The organism is Dolichospermum flos-aquae CCAP 1403/13F (assembly GCF_012516395.1).
Classification (GTDB): Bacteria; Cyanobacteriota; Cyanobacteriia; order Cyanobacteriales; family Nostocaceae; genus Dolichospermum; species Dolichospermum lemmermannii.
The window spans coordinates 3,857,453-3,880,884 of record NZ_CP051206.1 but is presented as its reverse complement, the minus strand read 5'-3'; the positions used below and the strand labels follow the sequence as shown (position 1 = coordinate 3,880,884).

At 38.2% G+C, this 23,432-nt stretch carries 20 protein-coding genes and 1 pseudogene; 12 read left to right on the top strand and 9 right to left on the bottom strand.

Annotated features, from left to right (window positions below; genetic code table 11):
- Positions 1-83: 83 nt before the first annotated feature.
- Complete coding sequence (locus HGD76_RS18690; RefSeq protein WP_168696653.1) at positions 84-926, top strand: nitrate ABC transporter ATP-binding protein; 843 nt, start codon at positions 84-86, stop codon at positions 924-926.
- 107 nt (positions 927-1,033) lie between these two features.
- Here the strand turns inward: HGD76_RS18690 and HGD76_RS18685 are convergent, their stop codons facing one another.
- Positions 1,034-2,167 (bottom strand): SAM-dependent methyltransferase, encoded by a 1,134-nt coding sequence (locus HGD76_RS18685; protein ID WP_168696652.1) that lies wholly within the window; start codon positions 2,165-2,167, stop codon positions 1,034-1,036.
- 413 nt (positions 2,168-2,580) lie between these two features.
- Between HGD76_RS18685 and HGD76_RS18680 the strand changes: the two genes are divergently transcribed.
- The 6 genes and pseudogenes from HGD76_RS18680 to HGD76_RS18655 all read left to right on the top strand — a co-directional run.
- Positions 2,581-3,450: a lipid kinase gene (locus HGD76_RS18680; RefSeq protein ID WP_168696651.1), complete on the top strand. Its 870-nt coding sequence runs from the start codon at positions 2,581-2,583 to the stop codon at positions 3,448-3,450.
- A 425-nt stretch (positions 3,451-3,875) separates the two neighbouring features.
- Positions 3,876-4,481, top strand: coding sequence for an exopolysaccharide biosynthesis protein (locus HGD76_RS18675; protein WP_015083513.1), 606 nt, complete (start codon positions 3,876-3,878; stop codon positions 4,479-4,481).
- Positions 4,482-4,902: 421 nt separating this feature from the next.
- Positions 4,903-6,501 carry an Hsp70 family protein gene (locus tag HGD76_RS18670; protein WP_168696650.1) on the top strand — a complete coding sequence of 533 codons (1,599 nt, stop codon included), beginning with the start codon at positions 4,903-4,905 and terminating at the stop codon, positions 6,499-6,501.
- A gap of 142 nt (positions 6,502-6,643) precedes the next feature.
- Positions 6,644-7,777 (top strand): circadian clock protein LdpA, encoded by a 1,134-nt coding sequence (ldpA, locus tag HGD76_RS18665; protein ID WP_168696649.1) that lies wholly within the window; start codon positions 6,644-6,646, stop codon positions 7,775-7,777.
- A 25-nt stretch (positions 7,778-7,802) separates the two neighbouring features.
- On the top strand, positions 7,803-9,554 hold the full coding sequence (locus tag HGD76_RS18660) for a R3H domain-containing nucleic acid-binding protein (RefSeq protein WP_168696648.1): 1,752 nt from the start codon (positions 7,803-7,805) through the stop codon (positions 9,552-9,554).
- Between the two features lie 59 nt (positions 9,555-9,613).
- A pseudogene (locus HGD76_RS18655) lies at positions 9,614-9,769 on the top strand (sensor histidine kinase); the annotation flags it as partial.
- A gap of 168 nt (positions 9,770-9,937) precedes the next feature.
- Here the strand turns inward: HGD76_RS18655 and HGD76_RS18650 are convergent.
- The 6 genes from HGD76_RS18650 to sipA all read right to left on the bottom strand — a co-directional run bounded on the left by HGD76_RS18650 (position 9,938) and on the right by sipA (position 16,473).
- A complete protein-coding gene (locus HGD76_RS18650; protein WP_168696647.1) occupies positions 9,938-11,311 on the bottom strand; it encodes a cobyrinic acid a,c-diamide synthase CobB in 1,374 nt (457 codons plus the stop codon).
- A 249-nt stretch (positions 11,312-11,560) separates the two neighbouring features.
- Positions 11,561-13,456 (bottom strand): CheR family methyltransferase, encoded by a 1,896-nt coding sequence (locus HGD76_RS18645; protein ID WP_168696646.1) that lies wholly within the window; start codon positions 13,454-13,456, stop codon positions 11,561-11,563.
- 312 nt (positions 13,457-13,768) lie between these two features.
- Positions 13,769-14,359: a chemotaxis protein CheB gene (locus HGD76_RS18640; RefSeq protein WP_233466928.1), complete on the bottom strand. Its 591-nt coding sequence runs from the start codon at positions 14,357-14,359 to the stop codon at positions 13,769-13,771.
- A gap of 190 nt (positions 14,360-14,549) precedes the next feature.
- Positions 14,550-15,419, bottom strand: coding sequence for a polyphosphate kinase 2 family protein (locus HGD76_RS18635; RefSeq protein WP_168696644.1), 870 nt, complete (start codon positions 15,417-15,419; stop codon positions 14,550-14,552).
- Positions 15,420-15,616: 197 nt separating this feature from the next.
- Complete coding sequence (locus HGD76_RS18630) at positions 15,617-16,174, bottom strand: peroxiredoxin (protein ID WP_015080335.1); 558 nt, start codon at positions 16,172-16,174, stop codon at positions 15,617-15,619.
- 50 nt (positions 16,175-16,224) lie between these two features.
- Positions 16,225-16,473: a regulatory protein SipA gene (gene sipA / locus HGD76_RS18625; RefSeq protein WP_015080334.1), complete on the bottom strand. Its 249-nt coding sequence runs from the start codon at positions 16,471-16,473 to the stop codon at positions 16,225-16,227.
- A gap of 493 nt (positions 16,474-16,966) precedes the next feature.
- On the opposite strand from sipA, the gene HGD76_RS18620 reads away from it, so the two are divergent.
- The 4 genes from HGD76_RS18620 (at position 16,967) to HGD76_RS18605 (ending at position 19,752) form a co-directional block, all read left to right on the top strand.
- A complete protein-coding gene (locus HGD76_RS18620; protein WP_168633397.1) occupies positions 16,967-17,233 on the top strand; it encodes a hypothetical protein in 267 nt (88 codons plus the stop codon).
- A complete protein-coding gene (locus HGD76_RS24975) occupies positions 17,220-18,242 on the top strand; it encodes a DUF6334 family protein (RefSeq protein ID WP_210967808.1) in 1,023 nt (340 codons plus the stop codon). Before HGD76_RS18620 ends, HGD76_RS24975 begins: the two co-directional genes overlap by 14 nt.
- Positions 18,229-18,576: a type II toxin-antitoxin system PemK/MazF family toxin gene (locus HGD76_RS18610; RefSeq protein ID WP_168633396.1), complete on the top strand. Its 348-nt coding sequence runs from the start codon at positions 18,229-18,231 to the stop codon at positions 18,574-18,576. Before HGD76_RS24975 ends, HGD76_RS18610 begins: the two co-directional genes overlap by 14 nt.
- 75 nt (positions 18,577-18,651) lie before the next feature.
- Positions 18,652-19,752, top strand: a complete 1,101-nt coding sequence (locus HGD76_RS18605) for a serine/threonine-protein kinase (protein ID WP_168696643.1) — start codon at positions 18,652-18,654, stop codon at positions 19,750-19,752.
- Positions 19,753-19,761: 9 nt separating this feature from the next.
- Here HGD76_RS18605 and ctpC read toward each other — a convergent pair whose 3' ends face one another.
- Entirely contained in the window at positions 19,762-21,045 is a 1,284-nt protein-coding gene (gene ctpC, locus HGD76_RS18600) for a carboxyl-terminal processing protease CtpC (protein ID WP_168697497.1), read from the bottom strand.
- A gap of 233 nt (positions 21,046-21,278) precedes the next feature.
- Entirely contained in the window at positions 21,279-21,647 is a 369-nt protein-coding gene (locus tag HGD76_RS18595; protein WP_168697496.1) for a DUF1818 family protein, read from the bottom strand.
- 615 nt (positions 21,648-22,262) lie between these two features.
- Between HGD76_RS18595 and recA the strand changes: the two genes are divergently transcribed.
- Entirely contained in the window at positions 22,263-23,336 is a 1,074-nt protein-coding gene (gene recA / locus HGD76_RS18590) for a recombinase RecA (RefSeq protein ID WP_015080742.1), read from the top strand.
- Positions 23,337-23,432: the final 96 nt, after the last annotated feature.

The window sequence follows — 23,432 nt, the reverse complement described above, 5'->3', positions numbered from 1 at the left end:
TATCAGAGGCAGAGCCTCTTGATAGCATTCCCAGTCGGAGACTGGGAACGAGATATAAAAAAATTCAAAACTCAAAATTTAAAATGCAAAACCGTAACTTAAAATCTACCAACACAGCTACAACCACAATCAGCCGTCAACCCTTCCTAGAAATTAAAGATGTTTGCAAAGTTTATCCCACCAAAAATGGACCATTTACCGTTCTTGATGGTGTTAACCTCAACGTTGAAGAAGGTGAATTTCTTTGCGTTATCGGCCACTCTGGTTGCGGTAAATCAACTTTGTTAAACATGGTTTCTGGTTTTAACTTCCCCACAACTGGACAAGTTTTATTAGAAGGACAACCAATTACAAAACCAGGTCCAGATCGCATGGTAGTATTTCAAAACTATGCGTTATTACCTTGGAGAACAGCTTTTGAAAATATTTATTTAGCTGTAAATGCCGTTTATCCCACTAAGCCAGAAGCCGAAAAACGGGCCATTGTGAGAGATCATTTAGCAATGGTGGGTTTAGCTGATGCCATGGAAAAGAAACCCATGCAAATGTCTGGGGGGATGAGACAACGGGTTTCTATTGCGCGGGCTTTAGCTATTCGTCCGAAAGTGTTGATTTTAGATGAACCTTTTGGGGCGTTGGACGCAATTACTAAGGAAGAATTACAAGAGGAATTGTTGAAAATTTGGAATGATAACCGTTGTACAGTTTTGATGATTACCCATGATATTGATGAGGCTTTATTTTTGGCTGATAAGTTGGTAATGATGACCAATGGACCTCATGCCAAAATTGGGGAAGTGATGGAAATTCCTTTTTCTCGTCCTAGAGATAGAGCGAGAATTATGGAAGATCCTCAATATTATCAATTGCGAAATTATGCCTTAGATTTCTTGTTTAACCGTTTCGCACATGATGATGTAGGTTAGTAGTTAGTAGGTTGGGTTAAGCAACAGCGCAACCCAACAACAGCTTTAATCATCAGGTTTAATAATGTTGGGTAACATACGTCAACCCAACCTACTAAAATCAAAGATTAGGCATGAACCATTAAATATTGGCCATTACCGTTGTATTCACCATTGCAACTGGCGAAATTAGCAACAAACCAAATTAAATAAAACCGCCAAATGCGGCGAAATTTGGCATAGTCCATCCCGTAGTCTAAATCTTTGACTATTGCCTGAGAATCATCAAAGTTTTTTAACCAACTAGCAAAAGTTCTAGAATAATTAGAGCCATTAATATACCATTGATCAATAGTTTTCAGGTCTTGATTATGGCTGGGAATCGCGTCATATTTCCAGTAACGACCATGAGGGAAAATGTATTTGTGAGTGAAAACACTGGAGATATTATTAGGGGTACGGACTGTAATAATGTGAATAAAAACCTTGCCGTTATCCTTGAGAAAAGATGCCAGCTTTTGAAAAGCCTTTGTTAAATTACCCACATGACAAAAAACGCCAATTGAGAGAATTTTGTCAAACTTTGTCTCAAATTGGGCATCGTTTATATCTCCTTCATAGAGAGTAAAACGACCAGAACTAAGATAACTTTCAGGATCTTGCATTTTCTGACGCATATATTCACATTGGTTATGACTCAAGTTAATTCCTGTGAATTTGACATTGGGAAATTTGGCAAGAATATAATTTGCTACGCAGCCCCAACCACAGCCAAAATCTAAAATATGATCACCATCTTTTATTTCTAATTTGTCAATTACATCATCAATCATTTGCATTTGTGATTGTTCGAGATTTGCTGCTCCTTTTTCCCACAATCCCATGCTATATTTGGGATAAATAAGTTTTCCCTCACCTAACATGAGATTCAACATAGCTTGAGGCAAATCGTACTGAATCTTCATTAAATCCCGCGCACCTTCGGCGGTATTGTCTGTTTCTGTTAATACCCATTCGTAGGGGACAAGCAGGGATGGAAAATACTTAAAAAAGACAGGCATACAACTATCAAAAAGCGATCGCAACACAGCATCCGGTACTTCTAATCCGTTGATATAAGACTCGGCTATTGCCATTTGCACTGCGTTAATTGTACTAACTGCAAGACGGGTTGCTTTGTAAGCAATGGGACTTTTAGTATGTACATCTCCCACTATGGGAAGATGTTTTTCCATATTTTGTAAAATTGGTGATGAACTCATGTTTATATTGGGTTTGAAAGATGCCGCTATTTTATATCAATAAAACCAAGTCAAAATAATATTAAAGAATAGATATTTCTTTGGATAGATAGAATGAAAAAAGAGGAATAATAAGTATATATATATATTCACTACGGCTGATAATTAAGTAAGTCAACACAATAAAACCAAACTGTGTAAAGAAATGTAAAATAGCTGAAAACTTCTTCTAACATACCTCTAAGATATAAGGTTGTGTTGCGCTGTCGCTTAACCCAACAAAGCAAAAAATGGACAAGGTATTGATGCTAAAACCATATTACTGTATTCTGTTCTATGACAAGTTATGTTTCAACCTTCTGATCATCTGCCGCTGATATTCTCAGGAAATAGATGTAAATAATTCGATATATAAACTACAAAAGGTGGACAGAATGAGTCTTCGCGCACTACTGTTAATAAATAGTAATTCTCGTCAAGGGCAAGAACGTTACCAAGAAGCAATAAATTGTTTAAATAAATTGGGTTTGGAAATAATTACAGAATCTACAGAACATCCAACTCAACTAGGGACTGTGATTCGGCGTTACCAACAGCAAATAGATTTGGTAATTGTCGGTGGTGGTGATGGTACACTTAATGCTACTATAGAGGCAATAATTGAGACTCAATTACCTTTGGGTATTTTACCATTAGGAACTGCTAACGACTTAGCCAGGACTTTAGCAATTCCCAACTCTTTACCGGAAGCGTGTCAAATTATTGCCTCTGGAAACTTGCGAAGAATTGATTTAGGTTCTGTAAATGGGAAATATTTTTTTAATGTTGCTAGTCTGGGTTTAAGTGTAAAAATTACTCAACAATTAACTAAAGAAATTAAACGGCGTTGGGGTATATTTGCCTATGCAGCAATTGCATTTCAAGTAATTTGGAAATCTCGCCCTTTTAGTGCAGAAATTCGCGTGAATAACGAATCAATTCATGTGAAAACTGTGCAAATTGCTGTGGGTAATGGTCGCTATTATGGTGGTGGTATGGCTGTAGTTCACGACGCAGCGATAGACGATCAAAGACTGGATCTTTATAGTTTAGAAATCGATCATTGGTGGCAAATTCTTCCCCTACTTCCGGCTATGCGTCAAGGTAGACATATTGATTGGCCGAATGTCCGCGCCCTTGAAGGTCAGGAATTTACAATATATACTAGAAAACCCCATTCTATTAATACAGATGGAGAAATTACAACCCATACTCCTGCTGTGTTTCGGGTGATTCCTCAAGCGATCGCAGTTTTAGCCCCATGACTATCATCTTCAACTATGATTTACCTGATTGATATGATTTATTTGATGGGATATGTAATTAAACAGGAGATTGTCAGTAAAGGAGGTAAAAAATGAAAATCCAACTATGATTTACCTGATTGATATGATTTATTTGATGGGATATGTAATTAAACAGGAGATTGTCAGTAAAGGAGGTAAAAAATGAAAATTCAACTATGATTTACCTGATTGATATGATTTATTTGATGATGTCTTAACTGATTGATATGATTTATTTAATGATATCTTAACTATTATTTATGTAATTAAACAGGAGATGGTCACTAAACAAGGTAAAAAATGAAAATCAAAACTCCTATCTGTCAACAAGGAAGCATCCAGCGGGTTTCACTCCTGAATTTTGCTGTATCATAAGAATCAGAAAAATCATTAAAATCATAGTTATGAATTTGCGCTTTTCTCAAGAAATTAAATCCCTTCTAGAACGTTTAAGTGAACAGCCACTAACTTTAGGTGATATCCTAGCGGAAACTTCCGAACGGGGTTTTAGCTTAGTAATCACATTACTAGTATTACCTTTTCTATTTCCCATGCCTCCAGGCTTAACCAGTCCTTTAGGTGGTGCTTGTCTATTATTATCATTGCAAATGGTTTTAGGGAGGAGAACACCTTGGCTACCCAAGAAAATCGCTAACTATAAATTTCCCAACGCCTTCGCTAAAATCATCTTACAAAATCTGCGTCGCGTGACTAGGGTATTAGAAAAAATTGCCCGTCCCCGACTACAAAAAGTCGCCAATCATCCTTTAATTTGGCGATTTAACGGGCTGTGCATCTCTTGGTTAACAATACTACTAATTTCCCCCATTCCCTTTACCAATCCCATTCCGACTGTGGGGATTTTACTTTTGGCAGTTGCTACTATTGAATCTGATGGTTTATTAATGTGTATTAGCTATATTGCTACTCTCTTGATTACTATGCTATTTGGTTTTATTGGTTATGCATTATGGTTAGCCCCCAACTTACTGCCTGCTATGTTCAAATAAAATTTTTGGCATTCCTGATCAAAATTTGTTAAGATATAAATCCCAAAGAAAAAAACCCTTAGCCACAAGCCAAGGGTAATGGTTTAATTAAGGTGCATCTACTATTTGAGTATCCACTGCTGATTCTGTTATGTCCGGATAATTTCCGTATAACTTTCAATTTTGTATTCTCGTCCTTTCGAGAAAGTATGTTTTGTCACCAACTATAAAAAACCTAATATCCAATATCAATACCTTGTCCATTTTTTGTAGGTCGGGTTAAGCAACAGCGCAACCCGACGCATTTGTTGGGTTATGGACTCGCCACACTTCGTGAACGTACCTCAACCCAACCTACAAATCAAGACTTTTTTCAATTTGGACAAGGTATTGCAATATGTTAGATATTTATTTGGATACCTGACTTAAATAATCAAAGAATATGGCGATCGCGATTGATTTTGGCACAAGTAACACAGTTATCACTCGTTGGAATCCTGTCACTCAACAAGCAGAAACCCTGAATCTACCCAGATTATCAACGCAACAATTTCTTAATCCGCCACTGATTCCCAGCTTAGTTTATGTAGAAAATGCCAGCCTTGGTAAAATTATAGCTGGACAACAGGTACGCGATCGCGGTTTGGATCTGAAAACCGACACCAGATTCTTCCGGAACTTTAAACGGGGAATTGGTGCAGATATCCAGGGTTTTTTACCGGAACTTGATGGACAAAACATTAGCTTTGAACAAATAGGAACATGGTTTTTAAGCAAAGTAATTGCAGAATTAGCACCTTTAGAAGGGGGAATAGATTCCTTGGTTTTAACCGTACCAGTAGACAGCTTTGAAGCCTATCGTCACTGGTTAGGGAAAGTTTGTCAATCATTAGCCGTCGAACAGGTACGGATGTTAGATGAACCCACTGCTGCGGCTTTGGGGTATGGTTTAACAGATCAAGGAACTCTCTTAGTCGTTGACTTTGGTGGTGGAACTTTAGATTTATCTTTAGTGAGTTTAGATCAAGGTACACAAGCCAAGACTAAACCTCTAGGATTTCTTCTCAAATGGGGTGATAAAAATCTGGGTGAAAATTCTCAACAAAAGACTAAAACAGCCCGTGTATTAGCAAAAGCAGGGCAAAATCTAGGCGGAACTGATATTGATAATTGGATAGTAGATTACTTTGCTAAAACCCAAGGATTGCCAGTTAGTTCTCTCACAGCGCGACTAGCGGAACAGTTGAAAATTCAGCTATCTCACCAAGATAAAGCTAGTGAAGTTTATTTTCATGATCAAACTTTTGAAAGTTATGAAATGGATCTTGATCGTTACACCTTTGAAAATATTTTGCAGGAAAACGGATTTTTTGATAAACTGCATGATGTAATGATGACGCTATTACAGCAAGCGCGACGCTACGGTATAGAAATTGATGATATTAATGCAGTATTATTAGTTGGGGGAACTGTACAGTTGCCCGTAGTGCAAGCATGGATAGAACAATATTTTGAACCAGAAAAAATCCGTCGTCAATTGCCTTTTGAAGCAATCGCTCAAGGGGCGTTACAAATAACTCAAGGGATAGAAATTAAAGACTATCTTTATCATAGTTACGGTGTGCGTTATTGGGATCGCCGCAATCAACGTCATAGTTGGCATCCAATTATTAAAACTGGACAACCTTACCCCATGACTCAACCCGTAGAATTAGTTTTGGGTGCTTCTGTGGAAAATCAACCCAGCATTGAGTTAATTATTGGGGAATTGGGCGCCCAAACAGGTGGAACAGAGATATACTTTGAGGGCGACCGCTTAATTACTCGTCAGCTTGATCATGGTGCAACTACTGTTAAGCCTCTCAATGATACAGTAAATGCCAGTAAAATTGCCAAACTTAAACCTCCAGGATTTCCGGGAAGCGATCGCATTAAAATCTATTTTCAAGTTGATGAACAACGGTTTTTAAGAATTACTGTTGAGGACTTATTAACAAATAACATCCTATTAGAAAATCAACTTGTAGCCAAATTAACTTAATCCAGATTTCTCACCAATAAATCAAACAAGAGAGGCTTTATAGTAGTATAAAAATTTACCAATAAAAAACTAGTAACAAAAAAATCTAAATTTTCCTGATCACAGGCTGCTATTTTCAGTCGAATAAACGCATAATGGAAATGTGACTGATTTATTAGCCCCTTTACAATCCCTACAACAGGGTAACTGGTTCAAATTAATTTGCGGAGCCAGTTACCAACATCTTCCTGCGGTCAGAAACTTAACATTAGCCTACACCTTGGCTGGTGCTGACTGTATAGATGTAGCAGCAGATCCGGCAGTCATTGCCGCCACCCAAGAAGCTTTACTGGTAGCCCAAAGCTTGAGATATAATGCCCAAAAGCGAGGCTTTGCCTTGACAGGTAATTTGCCCTTGTTGATGGTCAGTCTCAATGATGGCGAAGATCCCCATTTTAGAAAAGCTGAGTTTAATTCTCAAGACTGTCCCCGCGATTGTTCCAGACCATGTGAAAAAATTTGTCCAGCCCAAGCAATTTTATTTAACAATACCAAAGATGATTTTTCTGGAGTAATCGCTGAAAAATGTTATGGCTGTGGCCGTTGCATTCCTATCTGTCCTTATGGGATAATTTATACAAAATCTTATGAGTCAACGCCAGGGGAGATCGTACCATTGATCATGTCAACGGGAATAACAGCCGTAGAAATTCATACTCAAGTGGGGCGGTTGGCAGAATTCCAACGGTTATGGGACGCAATGACACCTTGGGCAGATCAATTAAAGTTAGTAGCCATCAGTTGTAACGATGGAGAAGGTCTAATTAATTACCTAAAAGCTATTTATGATTTAATTATCCCCCGTCCCCAGTTTTTAATTTGGCAAACTGATGGACGTTCAATGAGTGGTGATATTGGTGATGGTACAACCATAGCCACAGTGAAATTGGGGCAAAAAGTTTTGGCAGCAAACCTACCGGGATATGTGCAGTTAGCAGGCGGCACTAATAGCTACACCGTTCCTAAATTAAGGGGAATGGGATTGCTGAAAGAGGCAGGGGGGAAAGAGTCCCCAGCTTTTATCTCTGGTGTTGCCTATGGTAGTTACGCCCGTGTATTGCTGTCACCCATTCTTGACCAGTTAGAAAAAAAGGAGGTGATTAACACTGATAGTCAAGGCAATATTCGCCTGGAATCAGAACCGGAATTACTATGGGAGGCTGTAAGGCTTGCCCATACTCTCGTTTCCCAGATTAAGTCTGAGCAGTCGCGCTCATCGCTCCAAGCATATCTCTAAAAACGTCAAGTCACCAATAGAAAGCATGACGATTACAGAAGATCTCCAAAAGTTGTTAGACATTTTGCCCCAAGACCTTCAACAAAAACTAGAGCATCATCCTAATGGAGATAATTTAGTTGAAGTGGTTTTGGATTTAGGCCGTCGTCCAGAAGCTCGGTTTCCCCATGTAGCTGAGTATTTGAGCGAAACACCAGTCACTCAAGCACAGATAGATGATTGCATTCAACGAGTGGGAAATTTTGGGGGGGATAATCGGGCAGGAATTGAGCAAACTTTGCATCGGATCAGTGCTATCCGTAACCGTAGCGGTAAGATTATTGGCTTAACTTGTCGGGTCGGCAGGGCGGTATTCGGAACAATTGCCATGATCCGCGATTTGGTGGAAACTGGTCAATCAATTCTCATGCTAGGTCGTCCGGGTGTTGGTAAGACCACGGCTTTAAGGGAAATTGCCCGTGTGTTGGCAGATGACTTAAATAAGCGAGTAGTCATTATTGACACATCCAACGAAATTGCTGGGGATGGTGATGTTGCTCACCCCGCCATTGGTCGGGCGAGACGGATGCAAGTTTCTAAACCAGAGTTACAACATCAGGTGATGATTGAGGCTGTGGAAAACCATATGCCAGAAGTGATTGTCATTGATGAAATTGGCACGGAATTGGAAGCTTTAGCAGCCCGAACCATTGCCGAACGGGGGGTGCAATTGGTAGGAACTGCCCACGGTAATCAGATTGAAAACCTGATTAAAAATCCCACTCTGTCTGATTTGGTGGGGGGGATTCAGGCTGTGACGCTGGGAGATGATGAAGCTAGACGGCGTGGTTCGCAAAAGACAGTTTTGGAACGCAAAGCGCCACCTACTTTTGAGATTGCTGTGGAGATGCTGGAACGGCAACGCTGGGTAGTTCATGAATGTGTGGCTGATACGGTTGATACTTTGTTACGTGGTCGTCAACCGACTCCACAAACGAGAACTGTTGATGACAATGGCAAGGTTGGCGTTGTTAGACAGTTGGCTGTGGTCAATGGTGGCAATAGCAATGGTAATGGCAATGGACACATTACTAATGTGGAGGAATCTTTCCTCGCTGCTCAACCTAATGGTTGGCGTTCTTCTGGACAAATGGTGGCTTTACCACCTTTATCTTTAGATCGGGAAAGACCCACGGGACGCAGTGAATTTGACCGTTTGTTGGATGAATCTTTCAATTACTCGGAAAGTTTTGATTTTCCCAGCCGCAAACAAGCAGGTCCCAATGGGGAAGATTTACCATTGCACATTTACCCCTATGGGGTGAGTCGTCACCAACTGGAACAGGTGATTAATGTGTTAACTTTGCCAGTGATATTGACCAAGGACTTAGATAGTGCTGATGCTATTCTGGCTTTGCGATCGCACGTCAAGAATCACGCTAAGTTAAGACAAATGGCTAAGGCTCGTCATGTACCCATTCATGTGATCAAGTCTAGTACAATTCCCCAAATTACTCGCAGTCTCCGCCGCTTACTGAATATTGATGATCCAGATATTGGCGATGACCGAGAGTTACAACTGTTATTACACAACGGTGGTGATGATGAAATGGACGCTTTGGAGGAGGCGAGGCTTGCTGTGGAGCAGATTGTCATCCCTAAAGGTCAGCCTGTGGAGTTATTACCCCGTTCTTCCCAAGTGCGGAAAATGCAGCATGAGTTGGTGGAACATTATCGTCTCAAATCCGATAGTTTTGGAGATGAACCTAATCGGCGGTTAAGAATTTACCCGGCGTAGGTTGTTGATAATTTTCCCCTGAAAGGATTGTTTTTACATCTTTTCAGGGGATTTGGACATTTTACCGCTGTAGTAATGTTGGTAATATTTCTGGAACTGGACTAGGTTTAGCAATTGTGAAAAAATCAGTGGAAGCATATGGAGGAGAAATTACTTTTGCAAGTGAAGTTAATGTAGGAACAACTTTTAATGTTGTTATTCCTTTAATGAAATAATAAGATTAAGATCCCCGACTTCTAACATGAATCTACAATTTAGTTATAAGATAAAAAAGAAGTCGGGGATCTAAATTGGGGATCATAAGATTAAGATCCCCGACTTCTAACATGAATCTACAATTTAGTTATAAGATAAAAAAGAAGTCGGGGATCTAAATTGGGGATCTAAATTTGTTGATTTTTTAAACATTCCTGGATAAATCTTTGAGGTATTTCTCTACTTTCTCCCCAATGTTGATGAATATAGGAAGCATGAACATTAGGTAAATACCAACCTTCAAAACCTGTATTTTCATCACAATCATAGCGATAGGTATTAAATAATGGTTGAGGAGAATTAGTGATTAAATGAGAACGATGAAATTCATGGCCAAAAATATGTTTATTGCTATCAAGTAAAAAAGTATTTTCTAAAATTACTGCGCGACGATATCCTAAAGTTAATCTTTTATCCATTTGTGCATGAGTGGGTAATATTCCCACCATTGGCCAGGAGTTACCGTCAAAGTCAATAATTTGCTCACACAAATACATCAATCCTCCACATTCAGCAATTGTGGGTATTCCTGCTAAAATTGAATTTTTGACTGCTTGAATTAGGCTAATATTTGCAGCTAATTGTGGTGCAAATACTTCAGGAAATCCACCACCAAAATACATTCCTTGGATATCTTTTGGTAATTGATCATCATTTAATGGACTCCAAAATACCAATTCTGCTCCTAATTGTTCTAGTAAATCTAAGTTATCTTGATAATAAAAATTAAAAGCTTGATCTCGCGCTACGGCAATTTTTACTGAGGAATTGGTAATTGGTAATTGAGAATTGGGAATTGGGGAAGATGATGATTTTAAAAGTGGTAGAAGTTTGTCCCAATCAAAGTAAGTATCACCTATATCTGCTAAACTATTAATTATCTGATCTAATTCTGGTAATTCTGAAGTGGGAATTAAACCCAGATGACGGTCAGGAATGGTAATGTTATCTTGTCTTCTTAAAACACCAAGTATGGGTAATTGTAAAGGTGCAAGGGAAGTTTTTAATAATGATAAATGTCGATCACTTCCCACCCGATTTAATACTAAACCAGCAACTTTAATTCTACTATCTAAGGAACAATAACCGTGTGCAATTGCGGCTACTGAACCCGATAAGCGACTACAATCTATTACTAAGATGATGGGAATATCTAATAATCTGGCAACGTGCGCTGTACTCGCAAAGTCTGTTTTTCCATTTGTATTTGCTAACTGACCAATACCATCAAATAAACCCATTACACCTTCAACTAAAGTATATTCACTTTGCGGAGAATGATGGTTAAAGCATTTTTGAATATAATTTTCTGAAGTTAGTACAGCATCTAAATTTCGACAAGGAAGACCAGTTACATATTGATGAAACATAGGATCAATATAATCGGGTCCGACTTTAAAAGATTGTACTTTCACACCACGACGACGTAAAGATGCTAATAGGGTAAGTGTAACTGTTGTTTTCCCGACTCCACTCCGTTCTCCAGCAATAATTATAGACATAGATCAACAATTAAAAATTCAAAATTAACAATTAAAAACTAAGAGGATGTTTGAAAAGTATCAGAATTAATCGAGATCCCCCCAACCCCCCTTACAAAGGGGGGCTAAATTCCTCAAAGTCCCCCTTTTCAAGGGGGATTTAGGGGGATCTGCGGGTGTCAGATCCCACACGAAAAAGTTTTCAAACAACCTCTAAGATCATATATTCTAACTACTGACAACTGACCACTGACCACTGACCACTGACAATTATCCTTCCCGTTCTCTTTCTTCAATTTTTGTTGGAGAAATCATACTGTTGATTTTTTCAATATCTGTCATCATGATAATAACACCTTTTACTGTTTCATTCATTAGGGGACTACAGGCAATATAACATTGGATTTGTCTGCCGCGACGATTAGTGCTATTCAGGAGTATTTCCTGGAATTTCTTTTTACCGGACATAATATCACGAATTGGATTTCGTAATTTTTCTACAGGTAAACCAATATCCAAGCTAAACCAAGATTTATGAACTACTTCCTCACTGTGTAAACCCCACATATCTTCAACTGTATGATTCCAAATTAAAATATTCAAGTTATTATCTAAGACTACCATTCCCATTTGCAGACAGCCTAAAATAGAAGAAAGAAAAATATTACTTTGGTCAAGTTCACTGGTGCGGTCGCTTAATTCATGATTAATTGTTTGTAACTCCTCATTAGCCGATTGCAGTTCTTCATTCATTGTCTCCATTTCTTGATTTGTTGATTGCAATTCTTCATTGGTTGTTTCTAATTCTTCATTGGTAGATTGCAATTCTTCATTGGTTGTTTCTAGCTCTTCATTAGTTGATTGCAATTCTTCATTGGTTGTTTCTAGTTCCTGTCGAGAACGTTGTAATGCTGTTTGGAGTTTCAGATAACGGGTGATATCATTAAAGGCAACTGTTACACCCAGAATAATTTGATTATGATCTTGTAAAGGAATCACCCGCACATCTAAATTTTGAATTTCTGAATTAGACTGATAACGTTCAACATTTGTGAGTGTAATCGGATGACGTTCATTATATACTTGCTCAATTACTGAGCGTAATTCCACAGGTCTATAGGATAATTCTAAATCCTGAAAAGGGCGATTTAAATCCTTTGTTGTCAGACCAAATAAATTACGAGCTTGTTCATTAATCATAATTAATATGCCATCATTATCTACTACAACTTGGGCACTAGATGCTGTATCGAAAGCCAAATCTCTAATGCGTATTTCTTGAGACAAATCAGTAGTTGATTCTTGATTTTCTAAATTGTTCATAACTATTTGACGACTGCGGAAGTTTCCTAAAGCTACTTTTTCAAATACACGGTCTCTTAAATCTATAGGGATAAATAAATTAGAGTGCATAACTAGCATTTCTGCTTTTCCTAAAAACAGATAGCCATGATCATTAAGAGCAAAATGAAAGCGATTGATAATCTTTCCTTGGGTTTCCGAATTAAAATACATTAAGGTATTGCGACAAATCAATAAATCTAACCGAGAAATCGGTGCATCTTGAAGTAAATCATGACGACCAAAAATTACACAACGACGCAAATCTTGGCGAAAAACATAATTTTTATTGACTATATCAAAATATTTATCGCGTAATTCTAACGGGACTTCATCAATATTTTTGGTTGAATAACTAGCTTGACGAGCTTGAACGAGAGCTTCTTCATCTACATCTGTTGCGTAGATTTTTACCCGATTACGAAACTCTTCTATTCCCAATATTTCCGCTATTACTATTGCTAAAGTATAAGCTTCTTGCCCAGAAGCACAACCAGCACTCCAAAATCGAATCTGTTGATCTGGTTGTTTATTTTTGATGATATTAGGAATAACTTCTTTGGCTAAATATTCCCACGCTGAAGCATCTCTAAAAAAAGCGGTGACGTTAATTAAAATAGTATTAAATAAATTTTTAAACTCATCTGGATGAACCTCTAAATAATCTTGATAATTGCCAAAAGTATCTATATTTAAAGTCTCCATTTCTTTAGTAACACGGCGCATTAAAGTTGAACGTTTATAACCTGTGAAATCAAAGCCTCGGTTGATTCGTAAATATTCGAGGAGGTTTTCAAAATCAGGGTCTTTTTGTGGGACATTCATAAAATAAATCAGGATTTTGCTAAGAGGTTGTTTGAAAAGTATTATATGAAACCCATAATCTCCAAAAACCTAACCCCCCTTCCCCCCTTCCCTACAAGGGAATGGGGGTTTTAAAGCCTCTCCCCTGGTAGGGGAGAGGTTTGGAGAGGGGTCTGTTTACACATTAAAAACTTTTAAAACATCCTCTAATAAATGAACTACGTTATAGAAATACAGAATCACCATATCCCCCCAGATACTCGACTTCTCAAAGAAGTCGGGTATCTATGTTATTATAGTCAATTTTTTGTAATAAACTAAATTGGTAATAGATTACAAATCAGGATGAGGCATCACCAAAGTTAGCAAAGCTGAAGAAATTTCTGCTAAAGGGAGGATAAAATCTACATTCCCAGTCTTAATTGCTGCGGACGGCATTCCTGGAAATTCAGCACTTTTGTCATCTTGGGCAATTACCGTCCCACCCATTTTTTGAATTGCTTCTACTCCCATTGCCCCATCACTGCCAGTTCCTGTGAGGACAACAGCGATCGCTCTTTCTTTGTAACTTCCAGCCAGAGATTCAAACAATAAATCTGCCGAAGGACGGAGAAAATGCACCATTTCCGACTGCGATAAAGAGGCTGTACCATCACTATTCACCAACAAATGATTATTAGGAGGAGCAATATAAACAGTCCCTGGTGTGAGTTTGTCTCCTTCCTTTGCCTGTTTTACTATCAGTGGAGTCCGACGACTGAGAATTTCTGCCATGAGAGATGGATGACGAGGATCTAAATGTTGAACAATCACAATTGCTGCTTTGAAATCTGCGGGTAAATGTGAAAGTACCTCAATTAACGCCGTCAACCCCCCAGCAGAAGCCGCTAAAGCCACAATATCAAAGTTAGGAAGATTTGGCATATTTATCTTGAAGATTATAGTTTCCCCCATCCTCAAAATATCAAAATTTTCAATTCATTCCCTGTATCCACAGACGTATAGAACTTTCCAAATAAGCATTTGGGGACAAAAATGTAGAGACGTTCCATGAAAAATGTAGAGCCGAGAATCCCTACCCATGGAACGTCTCTACACAGGATCTTTTAATTCACTAATTTTCTGCTTCTAAAGTTTTTTTGGCTGCTAATAATTGCTGTTTATGTTCTTCACTCATTTGCGGATATTGCAAATTTAATTCCTGCAATTTTTGGCAAATAATATCTGCTACTACTAAGCGTGTAAACCATTTACGATCAGCAGGAACAATATACCAAGGTGCAAATTCTGTACTTGTATGGTTAAAAACCTGCTCATAGGCATCCATATAATCATCCCAAAAAGCCCTTTCCCGAACATCACTAACAGAAAGTTTCCAATTTTTATCCGGTGATTCAATCCGTTCTAAAAACCGTCTTTTTTGCACCGATTTTGAAACATTTAGAAAAAACTTGAGGACAATTACCCCATTATTGAACAAGTATTTTTCAAAATTATTAATTTCCTCAAATCGCTGTTTCCATATATGATTATCTTGAGGAAAATTGGGTAATTGTTGTTTTTTAAGAATTTCTGGATGGACACGGACTATGAGTAATTCTTCATAATATGAACGATTAAAAATGCCAATTCTTCCCCTTTCTGGCAAAGACTTCATTGAACGCCATAAATAATCATGATCTAACTCTTCTTCACTCGGTGATTTAAAACTAAATACCTGACATCCTTGAGGATTCACGCCAGACATCACGTGTTTAATGGTACTATCTTTACCAGCAGCATCCATTGCTTGAAAAATAATCAATAAAGAATAGGTATTTTGAGCATAAAGAATATCTTGATATTTCGCTAATTGTAAAATACCTACCTTTAATTTTTTCACCGCATCACCTTTTTGGTGAAACTCACATTTATAACCTGGGTTATAGTCCTTTACCAAAGAAATTTGATCACCTGGTTTAACAATATAAGGATCATGATTCATAAAAAAATTAGCACTCCTATAAAATTCATAAATTCATCTGCGTTCATCTGCGTTTATCTGCGTTTAATTATTTTTGAAATCTTATTCTATGGAGCTTCATCTTAATTTAGTATAACCTCCTTCTCTCTGTGTTCTCTGTGCCTCTGTGGTTAGATAAAAAACCTTTTCACCGCAGAGAGACAGAGTGAAAACTTATTTTAAAAAACAGCAGATTGCAATTTTGTTAACTTTGCTAAAACTTCCATACTGTGAATACTCGGATTAACTCCCACAAAAGTTGCTCTTAATATCCCTTGAGGATCAATAATAAAACTATGGCGCATAGAGACAACACCTATCCAAGAACCATAAGCTTTACTAACTTCACCCTTAGTATCAGCTAACAAAGGAAATTTTAACCCTTCTGAATCACAAAATTCTGCATGGGAATCAATATCATCAGCACTGATACCAATAATTTCAGTATTTTTCTCAATGTACTTAGGTAGATCTTGCTGAAAACGTCTTGCTTCAATAGTACAACCGGAAGTAAAATCTTTCGGGTAGAAATAGAGAACCACCCACTTACCCCGGAAATCAGCCAGGGAAACCTCACCATTCCCCGTATTAGTTGGTAAGGTAAATTCAGGTGCAGGTTGATCAATTGCCGGTAATATACCACCTAAAGCTTGAGTAGGAGGGGTAAAATTCAACCAACTGATAACAGCCAAGCAAGTGGCAAATAGAATGCTAATAAAAGTGCGGCGCGAAATCATAGTCTTCACCAGAAATATAACTTAATATAAGTTTACATTCTTGTTAGCCGCTATTCTGAATCTGACTGGTTTTCTAGTGGTTTTTCGATACTCTCAATGTATTGGCTATCTATAAGAAAAGCGCCTCTAGTCAAGCGTATACCCCAATAACCACCAGGGCGACGGTCAAGAACTATACCTTCCTCACCAACATAAATTACATCAGCAGGACGTAACATAGGCATTGGGTCAGCGGTTTTGACATAAGGTGGCAATGATACCACACGGACTTTACTACCAATTGGGAATTCTGACGACATTTTACAACAGTTTGTAATTTTGAATAACGGTAAATATCGATTTTATTTTACTCTTCTTCCTTTCCACCTATTTGTTAATAAATGTAAAGAACATATTCCACATCCAAAATGAAATGATATATTAAATCCATAGGACACCAAGTTAAGAAGAAACCAACTAAGAGAAAGGGCAATTGATCTAGTGTCCCCCGTCATTAGCCCCACAAGTACAGCATTATTGATCATAAAGTGGCAACTAGCCAAACTTTAGATAAGATGGCGAAGCCAAATCCCAGAGCGGAAAGACGTAGAGATGCTGTGTTTGCGTTTTAGAAAGTCCACCCTTAGTAACTTACAATCACTTACTTACTTTAATCATTTGAAACCTGCAAATTCACTAGAACCCGGTCAACCTTGATCGGGTTTTTAGATGTTTATACCTAGTTTTGATGGAAAAATGTTAAGATAAGGACTTAGATACTCAAATTATATAATTTAATCTCGCATTTACTCAATGGATGAACAGGGGGAAGTTCAACTCACACCTGGTGGACTGAAAAAACTTGGCAATCTTGTTAATATTAAAGATAACTTCATTGCTGATGCTATTCGTGAACGTGGTGGAGGACAAGGACAGGTTAGTCAATTACGCAGCGATTATCAAAATATTAGGGTGGCAGAGTTAGCTAATTTAGCTGCTAAGGGAGATACAGACGCGGAAACTGCTATTAAAATTCTTAAACAAGCCAGGAAAAAGCGTGATAAATATGGTAATCAATGAATTTCCTATTGGACAAACTCTACTAGGAGTATCAACTAATGAAGATCAAGAATTTGAAGGTGATGAACTTTGTCTTGATCAAGTTAAACTTTATTTTGAAGATACAGAACATAAGATTACATGGATAACTCTATCTCCTCTTGTTGATACTGATGAAATTGACGTAAAAATAGAAAAAAATACCAAAAAACCTACTAAAAAAAATCCCCATCCCCCTTTTCATGCTGATGGTAATATTGGTAATAATCAATTAGCGACTTCATTAATTCGGGATAAAAGGTTGATGGCGGTCTGGATATGCGAGAATGATCAGGGCTATAAAGATCAGATAATTTTTGCTTTTGAATCTCTACATCCTCAGATTGCATTTGTAGCGGAAGGTTCTGTGATTAAAGCATTTCTTAATCAGCAAATATTGAAGGATAAAAAACTAGAAGAAGCACGAATAGAAGCAGTAGAAGCAGAAAGAAAATTTCAGTTCCAAATGCAGTTCCAAATGATGACAGAAGTAATTTTAGCTCAGATTAAAAATAATCCTGAATACATCAAATCTTTAACTCCTACAGTAATCGAATCTTGTACAGGTATTCCCGAAGATGAAATACAACCAGAACTAATTTTAAGGATTCAAGATAATCCTGAATTAATTAGGTCTTTAACTCCTGAAACAATCAAATCTTTTACAGGGATACCCAAAGATGAAAATAGTTTTCAAAGTGCAAAAGTTAAACCAGTTATCCAAAACCAGCAATCATCTCAACTTATGACTAACCCTGTTAGCAATGCAGTTATTTCAGTTGAAGAAAGCCACCAAACATTAGCAAATCCAATTAAAGAATTAGAAGAGAGAATTTTAAATCAAGAATCAAAAATTCTAGAAATAGAAGCCTTTACATCTAAAATGAAGCTTGCAGATAATGGTAATATATTAACAATGATGCAGCTTGCAGAAACTGGATTTCAGGAGTGGAATGACCCAGAAGAAGATATTTATAATGATGAAGCCTAAATCTTTAGAAATCTGGTTAGTCCGTTTCCCTTTTAGCGATTTAACTGCTACAAAATTAAGACCAGCCCTTATTTTATCAGTTCATCGAGAAGAATTTATTATATTGGGTATTTTTTCCAAAGTTCCCACTGATGATTTAAGTGAAAATTGGGTATTAATGTCAGAGACACACACTGACTTCATAAAAACAGGACTAAAAAAAACATCATTGATTAGGGCTGATAAAATTGCTACTGTCCATAATTCAGTTTTTCACAAAAGAATAGGAATTTTACCATCTGATCTATTTAATCAGGTGGAAGTAGCATTAAAAAAATCTCTTAACATTACTTAAAAATAAAATAAAAGTTAATAACCACGTTTTTACAAAGCATAAGGCACAATAAAGACAAGTATCATTTATTTATTTATGAGTTATTGTCTTAATCCCCATTGTTCTCACCCAGAAAACACTGATGATGTTAAGTTTTGTCAAACCTGTGGGACGAAATTATTCCTAAAAGAACGTTACCGCGCTATTAAACCTATCGGACAAGGTGGTTTTGGTAGAACCTTTCTCGCTGTAGATGAGGATAAACCCTCAAAGCCACCCTGTGTAATTAAGCAATTTTTCCCCCAATCCCAAGGGACAAATACGGTACAAAAGGCAGTAGAATTATTTAATCAAGAGGCTGTTCAGTTGGATGAATTGGGACAACATTCCCAAATTCCTGCACTTTTGGCATATTGTAACCAAGATGACAGACAGTATTTAGTTCAGGAATTTATTAATGGACTAAATTTACACCAAGAATTAGAACAAAATGGGGCTTTCAATGAAACGCAGATTCGACAATTACTGCATGATTTATTGTCAGTGCTGCAATTTTGTCATGGTAAACGAGTCATACATCGAGACATTAAACCAGAAAATATCATTCGTCGCAATAGCGATCGCAAATTAGTTATAGTTGATTTTGGGGCAGCGAAATCCGCCACAGAAACAGCCCTAAACCGCACGGGAACCAGTATAGGTAGTCTCGAATATGTCGCCCCGGAACAAATGCGCGGGAAGGCACTTTTCGCCAGTGATATCTATAGTTTAGGAGTAACTTGTATTAATCTGTTAACAGAGCGATCGCCTTTCGACTCCTACGATACCCATAACGCAGCTTGGATATGGGGACAATATCTAAAAACTCCTGTTAGTCAAGAATTGAGCCGAATCATTGACAAAATGGTAGAAACCATCCCCAGTCACCGCTACCAAACAGTTGATGAAGTGATCAAAGATTTGAATTTTCAACCATCATCTTTACCACCCAAACAAATAACTCCACCCACGTCTCAACCTCCTGCTGTGGTTAAAACTTCCACCCAAATTGAGAAAGAATTACAAGAACTAAAAACTCAATTTACAGGTGGTAAACCCCAACCACAAAACCCTAATTCTCAACCACAATCTCCTAGCAATAATCCCATAGATAAAGAATTAGAAGAATTAAAAGCTAAGTTTCTTGGTAATGGCTGAAGAAATCATTTAATTCTTCTGAATTGTATTGGTGTTTTGAGCCGATTTTTTACCTAACAATTCCACAGCCTTAGCAAATTGAGGATCTTCAAGAGTCGCTAATTTATCCCTTCCTCCCAACCATAACTTTTGACGTTGGGCATCAGTTAATTCTACCTTCACATCTGGATCAATACCGTGTTTATTAATATCTTTACCGCTAGGAGTATGATATTTGGCAATAGTTACAGCCAAACCAGCACCAGATTTTAAAGGTTGCACCGATTGGACTAAACCCTTCCCAAAAGTTTGATTTCCGACCAAAGTCGCCCGTTTATTATCTTGTAATGCCCCAGAAAGAATTTCACTAGCACTAGCTGACCCTTTATCTACTAATATCATCAAAGGTTTATCAGTTAAAGCCTTGCCATTGGCAACTTGTTTATCTTGTGTACCTTGACGGTCAATAGTAAAGACAATCGTGCCTTTATTCATCCACATTTGAGCAATTTCTATACTCGCGTATAACAGCCCTCCAGGATTACCACGTAAATCTAAAACATATCCAGAAACCTTCTTAGCTTCTAAACTTTGAATAGCATTTTTCATTTCCTTGCTGGCATTAGCACTGAATTGATTCAAGCGAATATAGCCAAGATTCCCCGCTGGAGTTTTCTTTTCCGAAAAGCGGACAGGATGAATTTCAATGCGCGCTCGTTGAATATTAAATTCTTTTTTCTGACCATTCCGCAGAATTGTCAGCCTCACCTTGCTGCCTGATTGTCCACGAATTAGGGATACTGCATCATTAGTATCCATACCTTTGGCGTTTTTACCATCAATTTCGAGAATGATATCTTTAGCTAAAATACCGGCTTTAAATGCTGGTGTATCTTCAATGGGAGCAATTACAACCAGTTGTTTAGTTTTTTCATCCTGACTGATAGTGATACCAATACCTGTAAGTTCACCAGAGGTATCAACTTGCATATTCTTGAATTCCTCTGGGTCCATAAACCGGGTGTAAGGATCTTCCAGCTTTTTCAGCATTTCCCGAATGGACTTATAGGCTGCCTTATCATCAGTATAGGACTTGCTTAAATATTCCTTGCGAACAGCTTGCCAATCTACCTGATTAAAAGTGCCATCTACATATCGGTGGTAAATATTTTGCCAAACTTCATCTACCAAATCCTTGTGACTATCTTTAAATGAAGCCTTACCAATTGAGTGAATACCCAGACCAGTAACGGCGATTGTAGAAAGCGTTACCACCGTAGCACTCAAAACCAGTTTACTTTTTGTAATTACCATAATGGCGGCTGTGTCAAAGGAAAAAATATATATCAAGTATGCCCAATCTAACACAGGGATTGGTAATTGGTAATTAGGAATTGGCCGTTGAACGTTGTTTACGGATAGAACTGGATTGATGAGCAATTAATAATTCCTAAAAGTAGAGAAAATCTCCTCAAAACGCACAACTTAATCCTAACTTCGCAAATATGCTATTATAAATTTACCAACTCGTGCCGATAGATCCGCACTCAGGCTGATGGCTTGAGCATTCTGATTGCTTGCAACAATTCTGAGACGGCTGAAGCAACCCATTTACCTTCTGTCCCCCTTCCTGTATTGAGGATGAAGCGGAGATTGTAGGCACAAGGATAACCTTCCACCTCCATCCATAATAAATCGCTTTCGGCTTCACAGGCAATTTTTTCATCGTCCATCAACTCCGCGCTTAGATGCTTCATGGTATCTGCAAGCTGATTAAAAAGGCGACAAAATTCGTTTAATTCTGCTTCTGTTAATTCTATCGCCCAATCTTCTGTACCGACTAATCCTGTAAATTCTGGTGCAACTGGATTCCAACCTATGCGCCAACCAATCCCACTTTTAATGACCCGTTCCATACCTATATAGTCACCAGACTTGCTATTATTTATTGCAAAAATTATACCAATTGGCTTTGCCAATGACGATAGCTAAAAATATGAATTGCCTATATTAAGTAGGTGAACGGAAAAAAACCGTAGACGCGGAGGGGCTTCTCGAAGAGTAATATGTAACGAAAAGTAAAATCGCCCAAACCCTCTTCACTCTTGCCTCTTTACTCTTGCCTCTTTACTCTTGCCTCTTTACTCTTGCCTCTTGCCTCTTGCCTCTTCACTCTTGCCTCTTGCCTCTTGCCTCTTCACTCTTGCCTCTTTACTCTTGCCTCTTCACTCTTGCCTCTTGCCTCTTGCCTCTTGCCTCTTGCCTCTTGCCTCTTGCCTCTTGCCTCTTGCCTCTTGCCTCTTGCCTCTTGCCTTGCCATAACGACGATTTTCAATGCTGACCTACTTAGTCAGTCCTTCGCAATTCTCAATCTAAAATGCTATAATCTTTCAGCGATCGCCTTAGGAGCTTGGCAAACCTAAATTTTGTAAATATTCCTAATTGGCACACTTTCCGGTTAGGATAGTATATCCGTTCTATTAAAACTCCCGTCCCAGTAATTTTGAAAAATCCTATACTTAGAGGCAAGAATGGCAGCTAATACCGAGACTTCTGGCAAGCAAAAAGCGTTAAATATCGTCCTGGGACAAATTGAGCGCAGCTTCGGGAAAGGAGCAATTATGCGCCTGGGTGATGCCACCCGCATGAAGGTAGAAACAATATCCACCGGGGCGCTCACCCTAGATTTAGCTTTAGGTGGTGGTTTACCTAAAGGACGGGTAATCGAAATCTACGGACCAGAAAGTTCTGGGAAAACTACCGTCGCCCTTCATGCCCTCGCAGAAGTGCAGCGAAATGGCGGTATTGCCGCATTTGTAGATGCTGAACACGCCCTAGATCCTACCTATGCCGCTGCGTTGGGTGTAGATATTGACAACCTACTTGTTTCCCAACCAGACAATGGCGAATCAGCATTAGAAATAGTTGACCAACTTGTGCGTTCTGCGGCGGTTGATATTGTTGTTATTGACTCCGTTGCCGCTTTAGTTCCCCGCGCTGAAATTGAAGGGGATATGGGGGATATTCACGTAGGTTTACAAGCTCGGTTAATGAGTCAAGCCCTACGGAAAATTACTGGTAATATTGGTAAATCTGGATGCACAGTTATTTTTATTAACCAGTTGCGGCAAAAAATCGGTGTCACCTATGGTAGTCCAGAAACTACAACGGGTGGTAATGCGCTGAAATTTTACGCTTCCGTGCGCTTGGATATTCGCAGAATTCAAACTTTGAAAAAAGGAACTGATGAATTTGGCAACCGGGTCAAAGTCAAAGTAGCGAAAAATAAAGTGGCACCACCTTTCCGAATTGCCGAATTTGACATTATCTTTGGCAAAGGAGTTTCTACCATTGGTTGTTTAGTGGATATAGCCGAAGAAACTGGTGTTCTTCTTCGTAAAGGTGCTTGGTATAGCTACAGTGGTGAAAATATTTCCCAAGGTCGAGATAACGCGATTAAATATTTAGAAGAAAAACCCGAATTTGCGGCCAAAGTTAAGGAACAAGTTCTGGAAAAACTAGATAAGGGTGCGGTAGTTTCTGCTAATTCTGTAGTTCAACCTCATGACGTTGAAGAGGAAGAAGAGATTGAATTAGAGGAATAGATATTGGGCGAAGGGAATTTGCTACTACACAAGCAAAGTCCACCTGCGTGGACTAATCAAAATTAAATATCTCCAACCTACGCAGGTAGGTTTTGT

What these genes read in the sequence shown, in the direction of transcription:
- HGD76_RS18605 (WP_168696643.1), top strand. Translation starts at nt 18,652, where the DNA reads ATGAGTTATTGTCTTAATCCCCATTGTTCTCACCCAGAAAACACTGAT.
- HGD76_RS18635 (WP_168696644.1), bottom strand. Translation starts at nt 15,419, where the DNA reads ATGAATCATGATCCTTATATTGTTAAACCAGGTGATCAAATTTCTTTG.
- HGD76_RS18675 (WP_015083513.1), top strand. Translation starts at nt 3,876, where the DNA reads ATGAATTTGCGCTTTTCTCAAGAAATTAAATCCCTTCTAGAACGTTTA.
- HGD76_RS18620 (WP_168633397.1), top strand. Translation starts at nt 16,967, where the DNA reads ATGGATGAACAGGGGGAAGTTCAACTCACACCTGGTGGACTGAAAAAA.
- HGD76_RS18640 (WP_233466928.1), bottom strand. Translation starts at nt 14,359, where the DNA reads ATGCCAAATCTTCCTAACTTTGATATTGTGGCTTTAGCGGCTTCTGCT.
- recA (WP_015080742.1), top strand. Translation starts at nt 22,263, where the DNA reads ATGGCAGCTAATACCGAGACTTCTGGCAAGCAAAAAGCGTTAAATATC.
- ctpC (WP_168697497.1), bottom strand. Translation starts at nt 21,045, where the DNA reads ATGGTAATTACAAAAAGTAAACTGGTTTTGAGTGCTACGGTGGTAACG.
- HGD76_RS18680 (WP_168696651.1), top strand. Translation starts at nt 2,581, where the DNA reads ATGAGTCTTCGCGCACTACTGTTAATAAATAGTAATTCTCGTCAAGGG.
- HGD76_RS24975 (WP_210967808.1), top strand. Translation starts at nt 17,220, where the DNA reads ATGGTAATCAATGAATTTCCTATTGGACAAACTCTACTAGGAGTATCA.
- HGD76_RS18690 (WP_168696653.1), top strand. Translation starts at nt 84, where the DNA reads ATGCAAAACCGTAACTTAAAATCTACCAACACAGCTACAACCACAATC.
- HGD76_RS18595 (WP_168697496.1), bottom strand. Translation starts at nt 21,647, where the DNA reads ATGGAACGGGTCATTAAAAGTGGGATTGGTTGGCGCATAGGTTGGAAT.
- HGD76_RS18645 (WP_168696646.1), bottom strand. Translation starts at nt 13,456, where the DNA reads ATGAATGTCCCACAAAAAGACCCTGATTTTGAAAACCTCCTCGAATAT.
- HGD76_RS18670 (WP_168696650.1), top strand. Translation starts at nt 4,903, where the DNA reads ATGGCGATCGCGATTGATTTTGGCACAAGTAACACAGTTATCACTCGT.
- HGD76_RS18660 (WP_168696648.1), top strand. Translation starts at nt 7,803, where the DNA reads ATGACGATTACAGAAGATCTCCAAAAGTTGTTAGACATTTTGCCCCAA.
- sipA (WP_015080334.1), bottom strand. Translation starts at nt 16,473, where the DNA reads ATGTCGTCAGAATTCCCAATTGGTAGTAAAGTCCGTGTGGTATCATTG.
- HGD76_RS18650 (WP_168696647.1), bottom strand. Translation starts at nt 11,311, where the DNA reads ATGTCTATAATTATTGCTGGAGAACGGAGTGGAGTCGGGAAAACAACA.
- HGD76_RS18610 (WP_168633396.1), top strand. Translation starts at nt 18,229, where the DNA reads ATGATGAAGCCTAAATCTTTAGAAATCTGGTTAGTCCGTTTCCCTTTT.
- HGD76_RS18630 (WP_015080335.1), bottom strand. Translation starts at nt 16,174, where the DNA reads ATGATTTCGCGCCGCACTTTTATTAGCATTCTATTTGCCACTTGCTTG.
- HGD76_RS18685 (WP_168696652.1), bottom strand. Translation starts at nt 2,167, where the DNA reads ATGAGTTCATCACCAATTTTACAAAATATGGAAAAACATCTTCCCATA.